The organism is Kitasatospora sp. NPDC057542, from assembly GCF_042801945.1.
Classification (GTDB): domain Bacteria; phylum Actinomycetota; class Actinomycetes; order Streptomycetales; family Streptomycetaceae; genus Kitasatospora.
Window position 1 is genome coordinate 1 of the sequence record NZ_JBHVFE010000056.1, and the last position, 18,177, is coordinate 18,177.

The following is an 18,177-nucleotide window of genomic DNA, read 5'->3' on the forward strand; positions in this document are numbered from 1 at the left end:
GCCGGGTTGTGGGGAGCGGCCGCGCGCGGGGTGCCGGGCGATCCCGGACGGGCCGGTGCGCGGCCCGCTCACTCCAGGAGGCTCGGCGGCACGGTCCGGACGACGGCCAGGGAGGCCACCGCGGCCGCGAAGCCGAGCAGCGCGCCGGCCGCGACGTCGCCCGGGTAGTGCACCCCGGTGTGGACCCGGGAGTAGCCGACCGCCACCGCCAGCGCGCCGAGCGGCACCGCCAGCGGCGGCAGCAGCACGCCGACCGCGGTCGCGAAGGCCGTCGCCGAGGCCGTGTGCCCGGACGGGAAGGAGGCCGATTCCGGCATCGGCACCTGCCGGCCGACGACCACCCTGGCCTCCACCCGGTCGGGCCGGGGCCGGTGGACCAGCTGCTTGCCGACCAGGTTCGCCGCCACCGAGGCCAGCGCCACCGCACCGGCCCCGGCCACCGCCGCCCGCCGGGGGCGGCCGGGCTGCAGCGCGAGGAGCGCGGCGACGGACAGCGAGATCTTCGAGCGGTCGGCGGCCCGGGAGAGTCGGCGCAGCGCGGAGTCCAGGGCCGGGGTGGGGGTGGCGGCGACGGCCGCGTAGACGGCCCCGTCGATCGCCCGCAGGTCGGTGAGCACGGCTCCGGCGGCCGAGGACGGGGCCGGGGGGACGGACGGAACGGGCGGGGCGACGCCGCGGTGCGGGTCAGTCACGGGCCCCTCGACGGTCGGGTCGGAGCTGCGGCCGGCGATCCGGTCGGCCCGGTCGGTGCGGCCGAACGCGAGGGCGGCCAGTCGGCGCCAGGTCACCGGCGGCCCAGGGACGGGGACGCCGGGGCGGTCTCGCGGCACCAGGACCCGCAGGGCCCGCGGGTGCAGCGTGCACACCACCGGTACCGGGATCCGCAGCGCCTCGCCGTCGACCGCCACCGGGATCTCGTCCCCGTCCGCGGTCACCTCCACCCGCCGCGCGGTCAGCACCGTCACCCCGGCGGACTGCGCGCCGCGCACGGCCAGGTCCGCGGCCTGCGCCGCGCCCTCCACCCGGACGCCCAGCACGCCGAGCCGGCCGCCGTCGAGCCGGGGGCGGCGGCCGGCGATGCCGAGGTCGTCGGTCGAGCCGTACGGGTTGTTGCTGACCAGCAGCGCCTGCTGAGCGGTGAGCGCGGTGGCGTCGACCCGGGCGTCGACGCGCCGCGCGCTCTCACCGACCAGCAGGTCCGGGAGCAGGTTCAGCGCGGTGCCGGCCTTGGCGTCGCGGTACTCGGGGCGCTGCACGACGTCGGCGTACACCCCGAAGGAGACGGTGTTGACGAAGGCCCGGCCCGCGACCTCGCCGAGGTCGACCCGCAGTTCCTCGCCGTCGGTCAGCGCGTCCAGGCAGCGGGAGGGGTCGGCGCGGTCGAGGCCGAGGTCCGCGGCGAAGTGGTTGCGGGTACCGGCGGAGACGACCAGGAACGGCAGGTCGTGCTCGGCGGCGACGGCCGCGACCAGCGCCTGGGTGCCGTCGCCGCCCGCCACGCCGAGCAGGTCCGCGCCCTCGGCCACCGCCGTACGTGCCAGCTCGGCGACATCGGTGGGGACGGACGGGTCGAGCAGGACGACCCGGGCGCCGAGCTCCTCCGCCCGCTCGACCAGCCCGAAGCGGCCGACCTTCCCGTCACCGGACTTCGGGTTCATGATCAGGACCGGCCGCTGCCGCCGGGGCACGGCAGTCGCCCGCATAGGCGGCTCCGGGCGGGCCCGGCGCAGCGCAGCGCGGGCGAGCGCCAACGCGGCGCCCCAGACCAGGACGAGGACCAGGGCCGTCAGCCACAGCCTGTGGCGGGCGAAGACCACCAGCACCGCGGCCGGGGCCGCGATCGCGACGAGCAGCCCGAACACCCGGACCGCGCCCCGGTAGGCCAGGAACCACCAGACGCCGACGGCCGAGACGACCAGTCCGAGCAGCCCCGCCGCGACCACCAGCAGCCCGCCCTCCCCCAGCGCGAACAGCAGCACCCCCACGGCCCCCACCGCCGCCGCCAGGGCGCAGCGCGCGAGCAGCCGCGCTCCGGCTCCCCCGTCGGTGCCCGATGTCCGTGTTCCGTCGATCTCGTCCTCCCGCACCACGCCCTCGGGGCCCGGCTGGGCCCGGTGTCGTTGCCAGCAGCCTGCGCACTCCCGCACCCGACGGCATTCCGACAGGGCCGTCCGGGTGGCGGGTGAACCGGGGAAAAGCGGTTGCCGGGCCGGGTTGGATGGGTGCATGGCGCACAAGGTGAAGGTCACGCCGACGGTGTACGTGTCGGTGGACGTGGAGGCGGACGGACCGATCCCGGGGCCGTACTCGATGGTGAGCTTCGGGGCGGTGGTGGCCGGGTGGCACGACGGGGAGGGGTTCCGGCGGGCGGGCGCGGGTGCGGCGGCGTTCTACCGGGAGCTGCGGCCGATCAGCGCGGAGTACGACCCGGAGGCGCTGGCGGTGTCGGGGCTGGACCGGGCGGCGCTGGAGGCCGGCGGGACCGATCCCGGGGCGGCGATGCGGGAGTTCGGCCGCTGGGTGGAGCGGGCGCGGAGCGGGCCGGGCGGGCGGCGGTACCGGCCGGTGATGGTGGGCTACCCCGCCGTGTACGACTGGCAGTTCCTCTACTGGTACCTGGTGCGGTTCACCGGCTCCAGCCCGTTCGGGCACTCCGGCTGCCTGGACCTGAAGACGCTGTACGCGGCGCGGGCCGGGGTGCCGTTCGCCGGGATCGGGAAGCGCTCGATGCCGCCGGAGCTGCTGCCGGACCTGCCGCACACCCACCACGCGCTCGACGACGCCCGGGAGCAGGCTGAGCTGTTCGCGAACCTGTGGGAGTGGGACGGGGCTACGGGACGTCCGGCGTGAGGGCGAGGACGGCGAGGTCGTCGGCGAGCAGGCCGGCGTACCGGTGGACGTCCTGGGCCAGGAAGGAGACCACCCGGTCGGGGGCGGTGGTGCCGAGGCCGGCGAGCCGGGGGGCCAGCGGGTAGAAGGCGCCGGTGGTGTCACGGGCCTCGCTGACGCCGTCGGTGTAGAGCAGGACGGTGTGGCCCGGGGGCAGCGGGACGGCGATCGCCTTGCTGCGCTCGTCGGCGGGGCCGAGGTGGCCGAGGCCGAGCGGGAGCTCGTCGGCGCAGGACAGCGGGGCTATGCCGCCGCCGCCGAGGAGCAGCGGGGTGGTGTGGCCGCGGTTGACGATCTCCACGCAGTCCGAGCCGGGCCGGTACTGGAGCAGGACGGCGGTGACGAACAGCTCGTCGTCGCCGCGGTCGGCGGCGTCGCGCAGCACCGCGCGGTCCAGCTGGTCGGCGAGTTCGACCAGCCCCGGGGTGTCGTGCGCGGCCGCCCGGAACGCGCCGAGGACGTCGGCGACGGTGCGGACCGCGCCCAGCCCCTTGCCCCGGACGTCGCCTAGCAGCACCCGCACGCCGAAGCGGGTGTCGCACACCTCGTAGAGGTCGCCGCCGACCAGGACGTCGGCCCGGGCCGGGCGGTAGAGGCCGGCCACCCGCAGCCCGCCGGCCCGCTCGGGCACCGGACGCAGCACGGTGCGCTGCAGGGTCTCGGCGACCGTACGGGCCTGGAGCAGGTTGCGGTTCTGCCGGGTGCGCTGCCAGGACAGCGCGGTTCCCATGACGCCGGAGAGCAGGGTGGCGATGTAGACCCAGACGTGGTGCTGCTCGTCCACGTGGCCCGCGCGCAGCGCCAGCGCGAGCTGGAGCGCCAGGGAGCCGGCCGTGGTGACGGCGGTCAGCACCGGGCCGTAGCTGAACGCGGCCACCACGGGCAGCGCGGTCAGCAGGAAGCCGGCGGCGACGGCGTGCGGGACGACGGCCTCGGCGACCAGGTCCAGCACCAGCAGGAGCACCGGGAGCCAGGGCACCCACCGCGGCACCTTGGGCTCCAGCGCCGCGGGGCGCGACGGATGGGGTGCTGTGGGCACGGTGGGACCTCCTGGCAGGCGGCCGTTCCGGGCGATCGGCCCGGATTGGCCGGTTTCATCCCTCCATGTTCCCGCACGGACGGCCCAGTCACGAACAGCCGAACGTCCTGGTCCCCGGGGCCGGAGGAGCCAGTCCCCGGCCCCGGGGGCGGAGCGTCAGCGGACGGTCACCGGCAGGGTCTCGTAGCCGCGCAGCACCAGGCGGTCGCGCCGGGTGGGGACGCCGCCGGGGGCGAGCCGGGGAAAGCGGTCCAGCAGGGCGGGCACCGCGACCTCGGCCTCCAGCCGGGCCAGCTGGGAGCCCAGGCAGAAGTGCGTGCCGCCGCCGAAGCTGAGCGGCTGGCTGTCGGTGCGGGTCGGGTCGAACACCTCGGGGCGCTCGTACCGGGCCGGGTCGTGGTTGGCCGAGCCGATCAGCAGGGTCACCGCGTTGCCGGGCGGGATCGGCAGGCCCTCGATGGCCAGGCCCTCCTCCAGCGCGACCCGCCCGGTGGCCTGGACCGGGGAGTCGAAGCGCAGCACCTCGTCGGTGAACCCGGCCGGGGTGACCGCTCCGCTGCGCAGCCCGGCGGCCGCCTCGGGGTGGCGGAACAGCAGGGCCAGGCCGTTGCCGAGCAGGTTGGTGGTGGTCTCGAAGCCGGCCACCAGCAGCAGCACCAGGTTGGCCAGCAGCTCCTGGGCGGAGAGCCGCTCGTCGTCCGCGGCGGCGATCCGGGCCAGGTCGCTGACCAGGTCGTCCTGCGGACGGGCCAGGCGCTCGGCGGCCAGCTCGGTGAAGTACCGGGCCAGCTCGTCGGCGGCCTCGTCGGCGGCGGTCAGCTCGTCCAGGTCCTGGATGATCTCCAGCGCGACGGTCAGGTCGGAGGCGAGGTCGCGGAAGCGGTAGCGGTCCTGCTCGGGGACACCGAGCAGCTCGCAGATCACCCCGACCGGCAGCCGGAAGGCGAAGGCGTCCATGAAGTCCACCGGCGATCCGTCGGCGCCCTGCTCGGCCATCCCGTCCAGCAGCCGGGCGACCGCCGTCTCCACGGCCGGGCGCAGCGCGGCGACCCGGCGGGCGGTGAACACCGAGGCGATCAGCGAGCGGACCCGGGGCTGGTCGGGGGCGTTGCGCTGGAGGATCGAGCGGCCGAACAGGGCCAGCGAGGAGTGCACCGCGTACTCGGGGGCCAGGCCGGCCATCATCTCGGCGGTCGCGACGCCGAAGGCGGGCGTGCGCAGCACCTTGTTGACCGCCGCGTAGCCGCTCACCACGAACATGCCCTCTCCGGCCGGGGCCACCGGGCCCAGCTCGCGGGCCCTGGCGTACAGCGGGTACGGATCGGTCCTGACCTCCGTGGTCATCAGCTGTTCGATGATCGCCGCGCCGTCCATCCGGCACTCCCCTCCCGAGATCACGCTTCCTGCCCGGTCAACCACCGGTGGGCGCGGCGGAGTTCCCGGACGGATCGAGTCGCGTGCTGGGCAGCGCCGGGTACCGGGCGGGGGCGGGTCCGGTCCGAATCGGGTGCGGCGGGTCCCGGGGCGGGCGGGGACGGCTCGATAGGGTTGCCGGCATGGAGATCTGGATCAACCCGCGGTGCAGCAAGTGCCGGACCGCACTCGGCGAGCTGGACGACGCCGGAGTCGAGTACACCGTGCGGCGCTACCTGGAGGAGCCGCCGACCGTGGCCGAGCTGGCTCAGGTGCTGGAGCGCCTGGGCCTGGAGCCGTGGGACATCACCCGCACCGACGAACAGGCCGCGAAGGACCTGGGGATGAAGGACTGGCCGCGGGAGGCGGGTGAGCGGGAGCGCTGGATCGCGGCGATGGCCGAGCACCCGATCCTGATCCAGCGCCCGATCATCACCGCGGACGACGGGCACGCCGTCGTGGCCCGCACCCCCGAGGCCCTCAAGTCCGTTCTGCCGTAAGGCCCGCGAGCCGCTCGGGCCGGTCAGTGGAGCCGGATCTTCTCCACCGGCCGGCCCGGGTGCCAGTTGTGGACGACCAGGTGGTCGCCCTCCAGGGCGGTGTGCACCACCTGGTCGAGCTCCAGCCGGAACGCGTGGAACGGGGTGGGCGGCGGCTCGGGAAGATCGGCGGCGAAGGCGTCGAGTTCGGTCTCGTCGGTGATCTCCACCGCCCGGCCGGAGACCTTGGAATCCCCGCCCGCCATGGTCTCGTCCCCCGGGTGCGCGTGCAGGGCGAAGCGGGCGTCGCGCTGGAGGTCACGCGCCTTGACCGCGCCGTACATCGACCCGATCCAGAGGTCGGCGCCGACGAAGTCGACCTCCGTCCCGCTCACCCGGGGCGATCCGTCCTTGCGCAGCGTCGCCAGGACATGGTGCTTGTTCGCCTCGAACCGGGCCCGGACCAGGGGCGCCAGATCGGGGGCCTCGTGCTCGAAGTCCTGCCAGGTGGCCATGGCGCCAGTCTGGCACCCGGCACCGACAACCGCCGTACGCGGACGGGCGGGACGACCGGGCGGACGAGGAGCACCGGACCGCTGTCGGTGGCCGGTGCGACACTGGCGGGGTGACCACCACGACCACGTACATCGCCTTCCTGCGGGCCGTCAACGTCGGCGGCCGGACGGTGAGGATGGAGCGGCTGCGGGCGCTCTTCGCCGAGCTCGGGCTGGGGAACGTCCGCTCCTACATCCAGAGCGGCAACGTCTTCTTCACCACCGACGAGCCGGACCGCGCGGCACTGACCCGGCGGATCGAGGAGCACCTGGAGCAGTCGCTCGGGTACCCGGTGCCGGCGCTGCTGCGCACGGTGGACGAGGTGGCCGACCTGCTCGCCGCCGAACCGTTCCGGGGCGTCGAGGTGACGCCGGACGTCCGGCTCGTCGTCGCCTTCCTCTCCGAGCCGCTGCCGGCCGGGCTGTCCTTCCCCCACCGCTCGCCGAAGGGCGACGTCGAGGTGCTCGGCGCCGGTCCGGGGGCGGCGTACGTCGTGATCCACCTCCAGGACGGCAAGTGGGTCACCAAGGAGATGTTCGGCAAGGCCTACCGGGGCGCGGTCACCTCCCGCTTCCTGCACACCACGGAGAAGATCCTGGCGGCCGCCCGCAGGGCCTGACGGTCCGTACCGCACTCCGGCACGGGCCGGACGGCATCCTGGACCGGCCGGACGGCACCCCGGGCCGAACCGGGCCGCACGACCGGAACGCGCGGAACCGCCCGGCCGGTAAGGGCGTCTGGACTGCCGTGACGTACGAACCCCGCGCACGGCGTGATCTGGACAGCCGGAGTCGGCCGCGCCGACAATTTGGCCATGACGCCTCCTGAGCTCCCCACCGGCGCAGCCGGGCCGACCGGCGCGGTCCGGCCCTCCGACGCCGAACGGGAGCAGGCGCTCGGGGCGCTACGGGACGGCGCGGGCAGTGGGAGGCTCTCGCACGACACCTTCCTCGGACGGATGGACATCGTCCTGCACGCCACCAGCCGTGGCGAGTTGGACGCGGCGGTGGCCGGGCTGCCGACCGGCGGGCCGGTCGAGCGCTTCGTGCTGCGCACGGTCGGCCGGGTGTCCGCCTTCGGCGACCGGTTGGGCCGGGCCTGGCGCACCGAGCGGCTGCCGGGGCTGAGCCTGCCGCAGGCCGGGGCCGGGCAGTTGACGATCGGCCGACTCCCCGGCTCGGGGCTGCGGCTGCACGACGCCTCGGTGTCCCGGCACCACGCCGAACTGCGGCACGAGCAGGGCGGCTGGGTGCTGTACGACCTCGGCTCGACCAACGGCACGCACGTGAACGGGCGCCGGATAGCGGGCGGCGTACGGGTCCGGCCGGGCGACCAGGTGCGGTTCGGGAACCTGGAGTTCCGGCTCGCCGCGTTCTGAGCGGACCCACCCCCGCCCGGCCCGGGTGTCCGTGTCCCGGGTCAGTGCGGGAACTGCCGGGGCGGCCGCTGACGGGGCAGCTCGTCCTGGAACTCCGCGATGACGGTGGCGATCTGGCGGGTCAACACGGTCTGCTCCAGGCGGTCCAGGTACCGGTGCTCGGCGACCAGCGCATCGACCGTGACGCCGAAGTAGAGCGTCATCAGCGGATTGACGAAGAGCTGCTCGCCCTTGGTCCGCTCGGTGAATCGGACGTCACCGAACTCACCGCGCAGCGCCGCCGCCACCGAGCCGTTCACGATGCTGGGGTGTTCCGGGAAGGCGGCCCGGGCGTGCTCGACGGCGTCCAGGTACAGCACCCCCTCCCGGCTGTCGCGCGGGATGGAGAAGGCCCCGAGGTAGCCTCCGGCTCGGTCGAGCGCGGCGAGGTTCTCCAGCACCAGGGAGTGGTTGACGCCGTGGTGGGCGTCGATGCCGAAGCCGAGGCAGGCGACCAGCCGCTCGGGCACCTCGGACAGGCCGGCCACCGCGGCCAGGCTCGCCATGTCCTCCTCCGGGGTGCCGAGCCCGGCCTCGTCGCCGCGCATCAGGATGTCGGTGCCGCCGTCCACCAGCAGGATCGCGTCCACGCCCAGGCGGCCGACCAGCGCGCGGTAGGCCTCGCGCAGCGGCTGCACGCCGACCGTCGGGAAGGCCCACACGGTGTCGGGCATCCCGTGCCGGTTCAGCCAGCGGGCCAGGGTGCGCTCCGGGAAGTAGCCCTCGGGGGCGGCGGTGTCCGGTCCGATCCGGGCCACGTCGGGCTCCGCCCAGACTTCGAGGGGCAGGCCGTAGAGGTGGGTGAAGGAGAGGTTGGCCAGGTGCACCTCCTTGCCCGCGGCCCGCAGGGCGAGGGCGATCGGCAGCCCGGCGTACACGTCGAAGCCGCCGCCGGCCCCGGCGACCAGGATGCGCTCGGCGGCCAGCAGCCGGGTGATCAGCGGTGGTTGCAGCAGAGAAGTCACCGGCGGACGGTAGCACCGGGCGGGCCGGCCCCCGCCGGCCGCTGTCACTCTCACTGTCAGTGGCGGGTGCGAGGATGCGGGCATGACCGAGGAGACGGTTCCCACCCCCGACGTGCTGCGCGAAGTCCAGGAGCGGGCCCGCGAGTTGATCCGGTGCGGCTTCCAGGAGCCGGACGAGATAGCCGAGTCCCTGGTCGAGGTCCTCGACGACCAGGGGCTGACACAGGAGGAGGCGGAGCGGATCGTCGCTCCGCTGTGGACCGAGCGGCTGGCCGAGCAGGCGGCCTGGCCGGAGACCACCGACGTGGACCGGCTGGCGGACGCCTTCGACGCGCTGGAGGACCAGGGCATCGTCGCGGCGATGGACTTCACCTGCTGCGCGGGCTGCGGCTATGCGGAGATCGGCGGCGAGGCCGGGGAGGATTCGGTCGGCTTCGTCTTCTTCCACCAGCAGGACACCGAGGCGGCGGCCGCCGGACGGGGGCTGATGCTGCGCTACGGAGGGTTCCGCGCCGGGGAGGAGACGGCGGAGGTCTCGGAGCGCCGGACGGTGGAGGTCGGGCGGGCGGTGGTCGCCGCGCTGGAGTCGGTCGGGCTCCCGACGGAGTGGGACGGCTCGCCGCACACGGCGATCCGGGTCGCCCCGCTGGAGTGGCTCAACCGCCTGACGGAGTAGGCGCCGGGGAGCGCGTCCTCCTGCCGGGGCCGCCGGGGCGGTCAGTCCCGCTCGACGTGCGCCTCGACGTAGTGGCGCTTCTTCTCCGTCTCGCGCAGGGTGACCCTGACGCTGCCGACGGAGGTCTCGGAGTTCTTGGTGACGGTCTTCTTGGTGTCGCCGATGGTCACCTCGGCCGAGTTGTCGGTGATGTGGCCGACGGTCATGCTCATCGATTTGTCGCCGCCGAAGACCTTGACGGTCTTGGAGTCGTCGTCACCGTCGGTCGTGACGGTGACGGTGCACTTGTGGTCGTCCAGGCAGAGTGCCACGGTGCCCTCACAAGCGGTCAGTCCGGCGCCGAGCATCAGGACGGCGCCGGCGGCGAGGAGCGCCGGGCCGCGCCGGAAGCGGGTCCGGAGGCGGGTGCGGTGCGGGTTGGGGGTGCTGCGCGCTGTGGTCATGCCGTCGACGGTAGTACGGCGGGCACGGCCCGTCATCAACCGCCAGCGTGATGCCTGCCCTGGCACGGCCCGGAGCGGCCGGGGCGGCCCGACCCTGAGAGCGATGGGTCGAATCCCCTAGGGGATGTGAACAGTTGACTGTCCGTCCGAATTCTACAGACGATCCGGCATATGCCGGAGGCCCGTACCGGAGGCTCATACCACGCGCGTAGATCCACGGCCCGCAAAAGCGCCCCGGAGTCAGTCGGCGATGCTCCCCAGGCCGCCGAAGCCGAGGCCCGTTCCGGTGCCGGCGGCCGGACCGTCCGCCGGGCCCCACAGCGGCGAGGTGCAGCGCTGGTAGGTCGCGTGCCAGTGCGGCCAGTTGCGGGCCACGTCGTCGTCGCACTCGGCCAGCAGCCGCTCGACCAGCGCGGGCTCCACGCCCTCCAGCAGCCAGGCCAGCGCGTCCGCCATGCCCGGGCCGTCGGCCAGGCGCAGCAGGTCCAGCAGCTCGCCCAGCCCGCCGAGCCGGGAGCCCTCGGCGATCACCCGCTCCATCCGGGGCAGCAGCTGCCGCTCCTCGATCCGCAGGTGGGTCTCCAGCCGGGCCGCCAGGTCCTCCATCGCGTACGCGACCGGCCAGGCGCTGCCGGTGTCCCGGCTGGCGATCCGCACCAGCGTGGTGACCCGGGTGAAGGAGTGGTCCAGGTTGTGGTGGTCGTCCTCCAGCCAGTTGAGCAGCAGCCGCAGCTCGGGCGCGAAGCGGCGCACGATCGGCCAGAGCCGGGTGTCCTGCTGCTCGTGGTGGCAGGTGAGCATCGCGGTCATGAAGTTCCAGTGCCGCAGCAGCGCCTCGCCCTTGTGGTCCTCGTCGGGCTGGAGCAGCCGCAGCGCGTTGGGCAGCCGGGCGAGGTCCCGGCGCATCGCGGCGTGGACCAGGCGCAGGCCGGCGAACCGCAGGGTGACCGGCTCGTCGTCCGTGGCCCGGCCGTACGCGTCCGCGCCCGGCGAGTCGGCTCCGGGCCGGCCCTGCGCGGGCACGGTGAGGGTGGACGGGGACACCAGGTGGATCGGCATGGCACTCTCTTCAAGGCTTGGGGCACGGTGGGTGGTGGCGGCCGGTGAGGACCGCCCCAGCCAAGGTGCTCGCAGCTCATCAGAAGCGAATCAATGTCCGATTGACGCGCAGGTCACGGGCCTGCGGACGGGCGCCGGAACTGCGCGGAGACCACCGGCGGCCCGCCGGAAGGGCACCGGAAAAACAGGACCGCCGGTGCCGGGAGCGCGAACGCGTCCTGGCACCGGCGGTGCGGGTGGGAGCAGGGGCCTCAGTCGGCCGCCGGCCCCGCCAGGTGAGCGGTGAGCCACACCAGGGTGTCCGGGATCATCTTCTTGAAGTCCGAGGTCAGGTGCTTGCCGCCGGGCTGCTCGTGGTACTCGAGGCTCACCGGCGGCACCGCCTTGGCCACCCAGTCCTTGACCACCTTGGTCTCGTACGGGTTGGCGCCGCCCGCGGTGACCAGCATGCTCACGTCGGCCTTGCCCTGGGTGACCAGCACGTTCGGGTTGTTGGCCTCGCGCTCGGCCTCGTGGCCCTTCCACAGCAGCGAGTCCGGTATGAAGTAGCCGTCGATCGGCACCGCCGCCTTGTAGACCTGCGGGTACTGGAGGGCGAGCTTGGCGCTGCAGAAGCCGCCGGTGGAGGCGCCCATCACGCCCCAGCCGTCGCGGCCCTTCACGGTCCGGAAGTTGGCGCGGACGAAGTCCGGGATGTCCTCGGCCATCCAGGTGCCCATCTTGGGCTGGCCCGGGATGTCGGAGCAGTCCAGCGCGTTCTTCTCGTCGCTGTTGAAGTTCTGCACGGGCATGATCATGATGAACGGATGGGACTTGCCCTCCTTGACCAGCCGCTCGTTCTCCTCCTGGATCGGCAGCTGGTTGTCGGTCCAGGTGTTGTAGCCGTTGCTCTGGCCGCCGGCGAAGAGGGTGAGCACCGGGAAGCCGGTCTTGGCGAACTTGGGGTCGTTGTACTCGGGCGGCAGCCAGACCCAGACCTGGCCCGTGACGCCGGACTTCGCGCCGGTCACCTTGGTCATCATGATCGGGCCGGCACCGGTGTCCCGGACCTTGTTGAGGCCGGCGGCGGGCCCGGTGGGCATCAGCACCTTTCCGGCGGCGGCCGTGGTGGCACCGGCGGTCGCGCCCGGGGTGGTGCCGGTGGCGCTCGGGCTGCCCGCCGAGCTGCTGCCGGCCGGGGTGGCGTTCGCCGTGGCACTACCCCCCTTCCCACCGCCGGAACTCCCGCAGGCCGCGAGCGAGGCGGCCAGGGCGAGCACGGCGGCGCCGGACAGGACGGCGCGGGAACGGGACGACTGCCTAAGCACGGTGAGGACTCTCCGACCGATGTCGCGCCCGGTCCGTCTGACCGGGCGGCGGCCCCCCGGTGGGGCCGGACAGGCCCGGGGCACAGCGTTGGAGCGTCCCCCGGAGTGATGGCGCGCCGCCCCTCGCGGGGGTGCGCCTTCCTGCGATCTTATGACGTGGGCCGGGGTGGGCCGGTTGCGAGGTGACCGCTGGAAATCCAATGTTTGCTCGCGATCGGGTCAAGGCCTTCACCGCTCCCCCCGAACGGCGGGGGCCGGATGGCGGGGGCGGCCGCCGGACTCCCGCCGAGCCGTCCGGATTTCGGCGTTTTGACCAGTGACGGCAACCCGCCGATCCACGACGATCACGAGGTACGCCCAGGGCCGACCGGGAACAGCCATCGAGGAGGGTGCCATGAACGAGCGGATCGCCGTCGTCACCGGAGCCGGGAGCGGCGTCGGCCGGGCCGTGGCGGTCGAACTGGCCGCGGCCGGCTGGCGGACGGTACTGGCCGGCCGGCGGTCCGGGCCGCTGCGGGAGACCGCCCGGCTCTGCGCCGCCCCGGCCGACGTGGTGCCGACCGACGTCACCGACCCGGCCTCGGTGGACGCGCTGTTCGCCGCGGCCACCGAGCACCACGGCCGGGTGGACCTGCTGTTCAACAACGCCGGCACCTTCGGCCCGGCCGTCCCGGTGGAGGAGCTGACGGTCGAGGACTGGCGGGCCGTCGTCGACCTCAACCTGACCGGCGCCTTCCTCTGCGCCCGGGCCGCGTTCCGACAGATGAAGGCGCAGGACCCGCAGGGCGGCCGGATCATCAACAACGGCTCGATCTCCGCACACGTCCCGCGCCCGAACTCGATCGCCTACACCGCGACCAAGCACGCCGTCACCGGCCTGACCAAGTCGCTGTCGCTGGACGGCCGCCCGCACCGGATCGCCTGCGGGCAGATCGACATCGGCAACGCGGCGACCGACATGACGGCGGCGATGGGCACGGGCGTGCGGCAGGCGGACGGCCGGATCGCCCCCGAGCCGACCATGGACGTGGCCGACGTGGCACGCACCGTGCGGCACATGGCCGGTCTGCCGCTGGAGGCCAACGTGCAGTTCGCCACCGTGATGGCGACGGCCATGCCGTACATCGGCCGGGGGTGACGGACGGACCGTCACCCCTCGGGCGAGTGCCGACGGCGCAGCGCCCCGCCGCCCTCGTCCGGCCGGTGGACGCCGGTGGACGCCGCGGTGTCCGGCCGGGCGATCCGGCCGGACCCGGGACCACGGCTCACGGCCGCCAGGTGTCGTTCGACGTGACGGTCCCGCCCGAGGGCACCGTCGCCGTCCGGTTGGCGCCGGACTCCCAGGTCACCGCACCGCTCGCGTCCTTGCGGACGTACTTGTACTGGAAGGACGTGCCGGCCGGCAGCGACAGCGCCAGCGACCAGACCGGGTAGCCGGCCGAGGAGAGAGGCAGCGCCTTCGCCGGGTCCCAGCCGCCGAGCGCCGTGACGTCGCCGACCACGTAGAGGTTCTGACCGTACGAGGTGGTGGCGTTGACGTTGAACGAGGCGCCGGAGACGCTCGCGCCGGACTGGACGTACAGCGCGACCGCGTCGCCCGCGCCGACCGTCGCGGTGAACTGCCCGTTGGCGCCCACCTGGTACGTCGGGCCGGTGCAGCCGCCGCCCGGCTGCGGGTCGCCGTGCTGGACGTCGCAGTAGGTGCCGGCCGGCAGACCGGTCTGGAAGGTCCGGGTGATCGCGCCGCTCTCGTGGTTGATCGCGACGTAGCCCCTGTTGCCGCGGCCGAAGGCGATCGCGTTGTTGCCGTTGGACCACCAGTCGGTCACCCCGGTGCCCGCCACCGCGTTGCGGAAGCCGACCATGTTGGCGACCTGCCGCCAGGCGTGGGTGCAGTTCCAGCCGTCCTGGTAGCAGGCGTTGACGGTGCCGCCGTTCGGCGGGCCGTCGTCCTTGTTGGTGAAGGAGTAGCCGGAGTAGACGTTGGGGGCGCCGTACGGCGAGGCCAGCAGGAAGACGTTGGCCAGCGTGTAGGTGTTGCCGTAGGTGTAGTTGAGGGTGGAGCCGTTGCGCTCGGTGTCCCAGTTGTCGACGAAGCCGCGCGCCTGGCCGCTCGGCAGGTAGCCCCAGGAGGCGCCCCAGCCGCTGAGGTTGGCGAGCTTGTCGGTGGTGAACATCCGCTTGAGGTCGGTGCCGACCCGGAACTCGTCCAGGTCGCCGGTGCCGGTGTACTCGGCCGGCTGGATCGGCTCGCCGGCGCCGTAGATGACCTCCTGGACCCAGTAGGCCTTGGGGTTGGCCATCTTGGCCTTGATCGCCGCGAGGTCGGCGGCGGCGATGTGCTTGGCGGCGTCGACCCGGTAGCCGTCGACGCCGAGCGAGGCCAGGTCGTCCAGGTAGTGCGCGATGGTGGTCTGGACGTACGTGCTGCCGGTGTCCAGGTCGGAGAGGCCCTCCAGCTCGCAGTTCTGGACGTTGGTGCGGTCCTGGTAGTTGGTGATCGGCTGGCGGCAGGAGTGGAAGTCCTGGCTCTGGTACGTGCCGGGGTAGTCGTACTTGGTGTACGCGGTGCCGCCGGTGCCGGTGCCCGAGCCCGCCGACATGTGGTTGACCACCGCGTCGGCGATCACCTTGACCCCGGCCGCGTGGCAGGCGGCGACCATGTTCCTGAAGGACGTGCGGTCGCCGAGCCGTCCGGCGATCTTGTAGCTGACCGGCTGGTAGGAGGTCCACCACTGCGAACCCTGGATGTGCTCCTGCGGCGGGGAGACCTCGACGAAGCCGTAGCCCTTGGGGCCGAGGGTGGAGGTGCAGGCCTGGGCGACGGAGTCGAAGCGCCACTCGAAGAGGGTGGCGGTGACGTCCTTGCCGTTGTTCGCGGGCGGGGCGGCCTGGGCGGCGGGGGCACCGAGGGAGGTGCCGAGCGAGAGCGCGAGCGCCGCCGAGGCGGCGAGCGCACCGGCCGCGCGGGCGGGCCGGCGGGTGGGGGCGGTGGTGACCACGTCGTCTCCTGGGGGGTGGCTGGGGTGGGACAGCCGGAGGTGAAGCCTGCAGGAAGTTTCTGTAACTTGCCGGAAACTTGCAGCGCTGAACCTAGAGGTGCCCACAGGGGCCGTCAAGACCTCGCTCAAAACCGAGAAGGTGCGGCTCAAGTCCCAGGAGATTCATTCCTGCATCCGTGCCGTCAGAGCCGGGCGGCCACAGGCCCGGAGGACACGACAAGGGCCCGGCAGCCGTAGCCACCGGGCCCCTCACCTGTCCTGGTTCACCGGCCCCTCAGGAGCCGGACCGGGCTCAGCCGGTCTGGACGGAGGTGTCGTCGATCACGAAGCTCGTCTGGAGCGAGGAGTCCTCGGTCCCGGTGAACTTCACGGTGACCGTCTGGCCCGCGTAGGCCGACAGGTCGAAGGTGCGCTGCTGGTAGCCGGCCGCGGCATCCACGTTGGAGTACGTCTTCAGCGTGGTGCCGTTCACCGACACGGTGAGCTTGTCGTACGCGGTGCTGCCCGACTCGGCGGTGTCGATGTGCAGCCAGAAGCTCAGCGTCGCCTTGCAGCCCGACGGGATGCTCACCGTCTGCGACAGCGAGTCGCTGTGCGAGGAGCCGTAGCCGTCCAGCCACGCCTTCCACGAACCGCTGCGGGCCGGCTGCGAGGTGCTGCTGTTCAGCACGCCGCTGGTCGCCGTCCACGGGGCGGCGGTGCCGCTCTCGAAGCCCTCGTTGCCCAGCAGCTGCGCCGGGGTGCAGCTGCCGCCACCGGCGGAGACGGTCCAGGTGAAGCTGGTCGTGCCGGTCTTGCCGGCCGAGTCCTTCACCGTGACGGTCACGTTGTAGGTGCCCGCGGTGGAGGCGGTGCCGGTGATCGCACCGGAGGAGGAGATCGACAGCCCGGTGGGCAGGCCGGTCGCGCTGTAGGTCAGCGGGGCGGTGCCGCCGGTGGCGTTGATCTGGAGGTTCACCGCGCCGCCGACGGCGGTGGACTGGTTGCCCGGGTTGGTGACGGTGACGCCGCCCGAGGGCGCCGTGCCGACGTTGACGCCCGCCCAGGCGGTGCTGACCGCGGCCAGCTCGGCGCTGCCGGCACCGTACAGGTCGGTGGCCGCCTTCTCCGTCGCGGTGCGCGCCGCGGCGTAGTTGGTGCTGGAGGTCATGTAGGTGGTCAGCGCGCGGTACCAGACGGCCGCGGCCTTGTCCCGGCCGATGCCGGTGACCGTGATGTTGCCCTGGGTCGGCGAGTTGTAGCTGACGCCGTTGATCACCTTCGCGCCGCTGCCCTCGGCGAGCAGGTAGAAGAAGTGGTTGGCGACACCGGACGAGTAGTGGACGTCCTTGTTGCCGACGGTGGAGGACCAGTAGTCGGCCGAGGCGCCGTCCTTGGAGGGCTTGTCCATGTAGCGCAGCGGGGTGCCGTCCCCGTTGATGTTGATCAACTCACCGATCAGGTAGTCGGGGTTGTCGGTCGGGATGTTGGCGGAGAACTCGACCATCGTGCCGAAGATGTCCGAGGTGGCCTCGTTGAGGCCGCCGGACTCGCCGGAGTAGGTCAGGTTGGCGGTGGCCGAGGTGACGCCGTGGCTCATCTCGTGGCCCGCGACGTCCAGCTCGGTGAGCGGCGCGGTGTTGTTGGTGCCGTCGCCGTACGTCATGCAGAAGCAGGAGTCGTCCCAGAACGCGTTCACGTAGTTGTTGCCGTAGTGGACGCGGCTGTAGGCGCCGACACCGTCGTTGCGGATGCCGTTGCGGCCGAAGGTGTTCTTGTAGTAGTCCCAGGTGGCCGCGACGCCGAAGTGGGCGTCGACCGCGGCGGACTCGCCGTTGTTGACGGTGCCGTCGCCCCAGGTGTCCGTGGACTTGCTGTACAGCGTGCCGGTGCCCGAGGTCCCGTGGTTCAGGTTGGTGGTGTACATCCCACCGCGGGCGCCGTCCTTCATCTGGTAGGTCGACCCCGACTGGGTCGTACCGATGGTGACGTTGCCGACGAAGACGCCCTTGCCGGAGCCGGTCTCGATGCCGTCCCACTGCTGGATGACCTGGCCGCTGGTGGCGTCGGTGACGACGTGCATCTTGCTCGGGGTGCCGTCCGACTTGGTGGAGGAGACGACGGTCTCCCAGGCCAGCCGGGGGCTGTTGTCGGCGGCCCAGACCACCAGGCGCGGCGCGGTGTCGACCGCGGTGCCCGACTCGGCGGCGAGCGCGGCGCTCTGCGCGGCCGGCGCGGCCAGCTTCGGCGTGGTGTCCACACCGCCCAGCGGAGCGGTGCTGGCCCGGTCGACGCTCTTGGTCGCACCGGTGGGCGCCTGGTGCACCACCAGGTCCCCACCCAGGACGGGCAGTCCGTTGAGGGTGCGCTCGTACCGCAGGTGGCGGGTGCCGTCCGCGTCCTGGATGACGTCCTTGGTGACCAGCTTCTCCGAGCCGCTCAGGCCCAGGCTCTGGGCGAGGGAGGTGGTCTGCTGGTTCGCGGCGGAGATCAGCTGGGCACGGTTCGCCTGCTGGGCCGCGACGGCGGCCGGCGCATCCGGCGTGGCCGCCTGGGCGATCACCGGCATGCCGGTGACCAGCAGCGCGGTGGAGGCGGCCATGACAACCGCCGCCTTCCGGGCGTGAGCGTAACGGGACATGCGGACTCCTTTTCCGACCGGCGCGGGGTCGCACACGGTGGAGAGAAAACCTGGGCCGCGGGGTCGCGGCGCAGTGGGGGCCCCCGCCGGGTACGACGGGGGTGCGGATGCGGTGCTCACAACTCGTTTGCAGGGTCGGGACGCGCTGCACCTGAACTGGAACAGCTGCACCGGGGGGTGGGGCCCCCTCGACTACAGCCGGGGGAATCGTGGCAGCAAACGAGCCGTTAATGACAGATGCATGCCACGGATTGGCCGATTCATTACCGAAACCGTATGCAGGCCGGCCCGTCAGTTGTGTTACCCCACGACG

The 18,177-nt window shown here is 73.1% G+C and carries 16 protein-coding genes and 1 pseudogene; 6 read left to right on the forward strand and 11 right to left on the reverse strand.

Features of this window, described 5'->3' with window-relative positions; genetic code table 11:
- Positions 1–68 precede the first annotated feature (68 nt).
- Positions 69–692 (reverse strand): phosphatase PAP2 family protein, encoded by a 624-nt coding sequence (locus ACFU7Y_RS10255; RefSeq protein ID WP_380767338.1) that lies wholly within the window; start codon positions 690–692, stop codon positions 69–71.
- Positions 693–746: 54 nt separating this feature from the next.
- Positions 747–2,072: pseudogene (locus ACFU7Y_RS10260) on the reverse strand (diacylglycerol/lipid kinase family protein); the annotation flags it as partial.
- 154 nt (positions 2,073–2,226) lie between these two features.
- Between ACFU7Y_RS10260 and ACFU7Y_RS10265 the strand changes: the two are divergent.
- On the forward strand, positions 2,227–2,850 hold the full coding sequence (locus ACFU7Y_RS10265; protein WP_224281035.1) for an exonuclease: 624 nt from the start codon (positions 2,227–2,229) through the stop codon (positions 2,848–2,850).
- On the opposite strand, the gene ACFU7Y_RS10270 is transcribed toward ACFU7Y_RS10265, so the two are convergent.
- Together ACFU7Y_RS10270 and ACFU7Y_RS10275 are read right to left on the reverse strand one after the other, a co-directional pair.
- The gene (locus ACFU7Y_RS10270) at positions 2,831–3,928 is read right to left on the reverse strand and encodes a PP2C family protein-serine/threonine phosphatase (protein ID WP_224281034.1); all 1,098 of its coding nucleotides are present in this window, start codon (positions 3,926–3,928) and stop codon (positions 2,831–2,833) included. The two genes, ACFU7Y_RS10265 and ACFU7Y_RS10270, sit on opposite strands and share 20 nt — an antisense overlap.
- A gap of 156 nt (positions 3,929–4,084) precedes the next feature.
- Positions 4,085–5,326 (reverse strand): cytochrome P450, encoded by a 1,242-nt coding sequence (locus tag ACFU7Y_RS10275; RefSeq protein WP_380767317.1) that lies wholly within the window; start codon positions 5,324–5,326, stop codon positions 4,085–4,087.
- Between the two features lie 158 nt (positions 5,327–5,484).
- On the opposite strand from ACFU7Y_RS10275, the gene ACFU7Y_RS10280 reads away from it, so the two are divergent.
- Positions 5,485–5,841 (forward strand): arsenate reductase family protein, encoded by a 357-nt coding sequence (locus tag ACFU7Y_RS10280; RefSeq protein ID WP_224281032.1) that lies wholly within the window; start codon positions 5,485–5,487, stop codon positions 5,839–5,841.
- A 23-nt stretch (positions 5,842–5,864) separates the two neighbouring features.
- Here ACFU7Y_RS10280 and ACFU7Y_RS10285 read toward each other — a convergent pair whose 3' ends face one another.
- Entirely contained in the window at positions 5,865–6,335 is a 471-nt protein-coding gene (locus ACFU7Y_RS10285) for a pyridoxamine 5'-phosphate oxidase family protein (RefSeq protein ID WP_224281031.1), read from the reverse strand.
- Positions 6,336–6,445: 110 nt separating this feature from the next.
- Between ACFU7Y_RS10285 and ACFU7Y_RS10290 the strand changes: the two genes are divergently transcribed.
- Both ACFU7Y_RS10290 and ACFU7Y_RS10295 read left to right on the forward strand, forming a co-directional pair.
- A complete protein-coding gene (locus tag ACFU7Y_RS10290; protein WP_380767320.1) occupies positions 6,446–6,994 on the forward strand; it encodes a DUF1697 domain-containing protein in 549 nt (182 codons plus the stop codon).
- 195 nt (positions 6,995–7,189) lie between these two features.
- Positions 7,190–7,753 carry a DUF1707 and FHA domain-containing protein gene (locus ACFU7Y_RS10295; protein WP_224281029.1) on the forward strand — a complete coding sequence of 188 codons (564 nt, stop codon included), beginning with the start codon at positions 7,190–7,192 and terminating at the stop codon, positions 7,751–7,753.
- Between the two features lie 41 nt (positions 7,754–7,794).
- Here the strand turns inward: ACFU7Y_RS10295 and ACFU7Y_RS10300 are convergent, their stop codons facing one another.
- Positions 7,795–8,757 (reverse strand): DUF1152 domain-containing protein, encoded by a 963-nt coding sequence (locus ACFU7Y_RS10300; RefSeq protein ID WP_224281028.1) that lies wholly within the window; start codon positions 8,755–8,757, stop codon positions 7,795–7,797.
- Positions 8,758–8,839: 82 nt separating this feature from the next.
- Here ACFU7Y_RS10300 and ACFU7Y_RS10305 point away from each other — a divergent pair, with 82 nt between their 5' ends.
- Positions 8,840–9,433, forward strand: a complete 594-nt coding sequence (locus ACFU7Y_RS10305; RefSeq protein ID WP_380767322.1) for a DUF6891 domain-containing protein — start codon at positions 8,840–8,842, stop codon at positions 9,431–9,433.
- A gap of 41 nt (positions 9,434–9,474) precedes the next feature.
- Here the strand turns inward: ACFU7Y_RS10305 and ACFU7Y_RS10310 are convergent, their stop codons facing one another.
- From ACFU7Y_RS10310 to ACFU7Y_RS10320, 3 genes are all read right to left on the reverse strand, one after another.
- Entirely contained in the window at positions 9,475–9,876 is a 402-nt protein-coding gene (locus ACFU7Y_RS10310; RefSeq protein ID WP_224281026.1) for a hypothetical protein, read from the reverse strand.
- A gap of 240 nt (positions 9,877–10,116) precedes the next feature.
- The gene (locus tag ACFU7Y_RS10315; RefSeq protein ID WP_224281025.1) at positions 10,117–10,935 is read right to left on the reverse strand and encodes a hemerythrin domain-containing protein; all 819 of its coding nucleotides are present in this window, start codon (positions 10,933–10,935) and stop codon (positions 10,117–10,119) included.
- A 251-nt stretch (positions 10,936–11,186) separates the two neighbouring features.
- Positions 11,187–12,242, reverse strand: coding sequence for an alpha/beta hydrolase (locus ACFU7Y_RS10320; RefSeq protein ID WP_380767325.1), 1,056 nt, complete (start codon positions 12,240–12,242; stop codon positions 11,187–11,189).
- A gap of 394 nt (positions 12,243–12,636) precedes the next feature.
- Here ACFU7Y_RS10320 and ACFU7Y_RS10325 point away from each other — a divergent pair, with 394 nt between their 5' ends.
- The gene (locus ACFU7Y_RS10325) at positions 12,637–13,380 is read left to right on the forward strand and encodes an SDR family oxidoreductase (protein ID WP_380767327.1); all 744 of its coding nucleotides are present in this window, start codon (positions 12,637–12,639) and stop codon (positions 13,378–13,380) included.
- Between the two features lie 127 nt (positions 13,381–13,507).
- On the opposite strand, the gene ACFU7Y_RS10330 is transcribed toward ACFU7Y_RS10325, so the two are convergent.
- Positions 13,508–15,244 (reverse strand): carbohydrate-binding module family 20 domain-containing protein, encoded by a 1,737-nt coding sequence (locus ACFU7Y_RS10330; protein WP_380767329.1) that lies wholly within the window; start codon positions 15,242–15,244, stop codon positions 13,508–13,510.
- Positions 15,245–15,536: 292 nt separating this feature from the next.
- Positions 15,537–17,864, reverse strand: coding sequence for a M4 family metallopeptidase (locus tag ACFU7Y_RS10335; RefSeq protein WP_380767331.1), 2,328 nt, complete (start codon positions 17,862–17,864; stop codon positions 15,537–15,539).
- Positions 17,865–18,177: the final 313 nt, after the last annotated feature.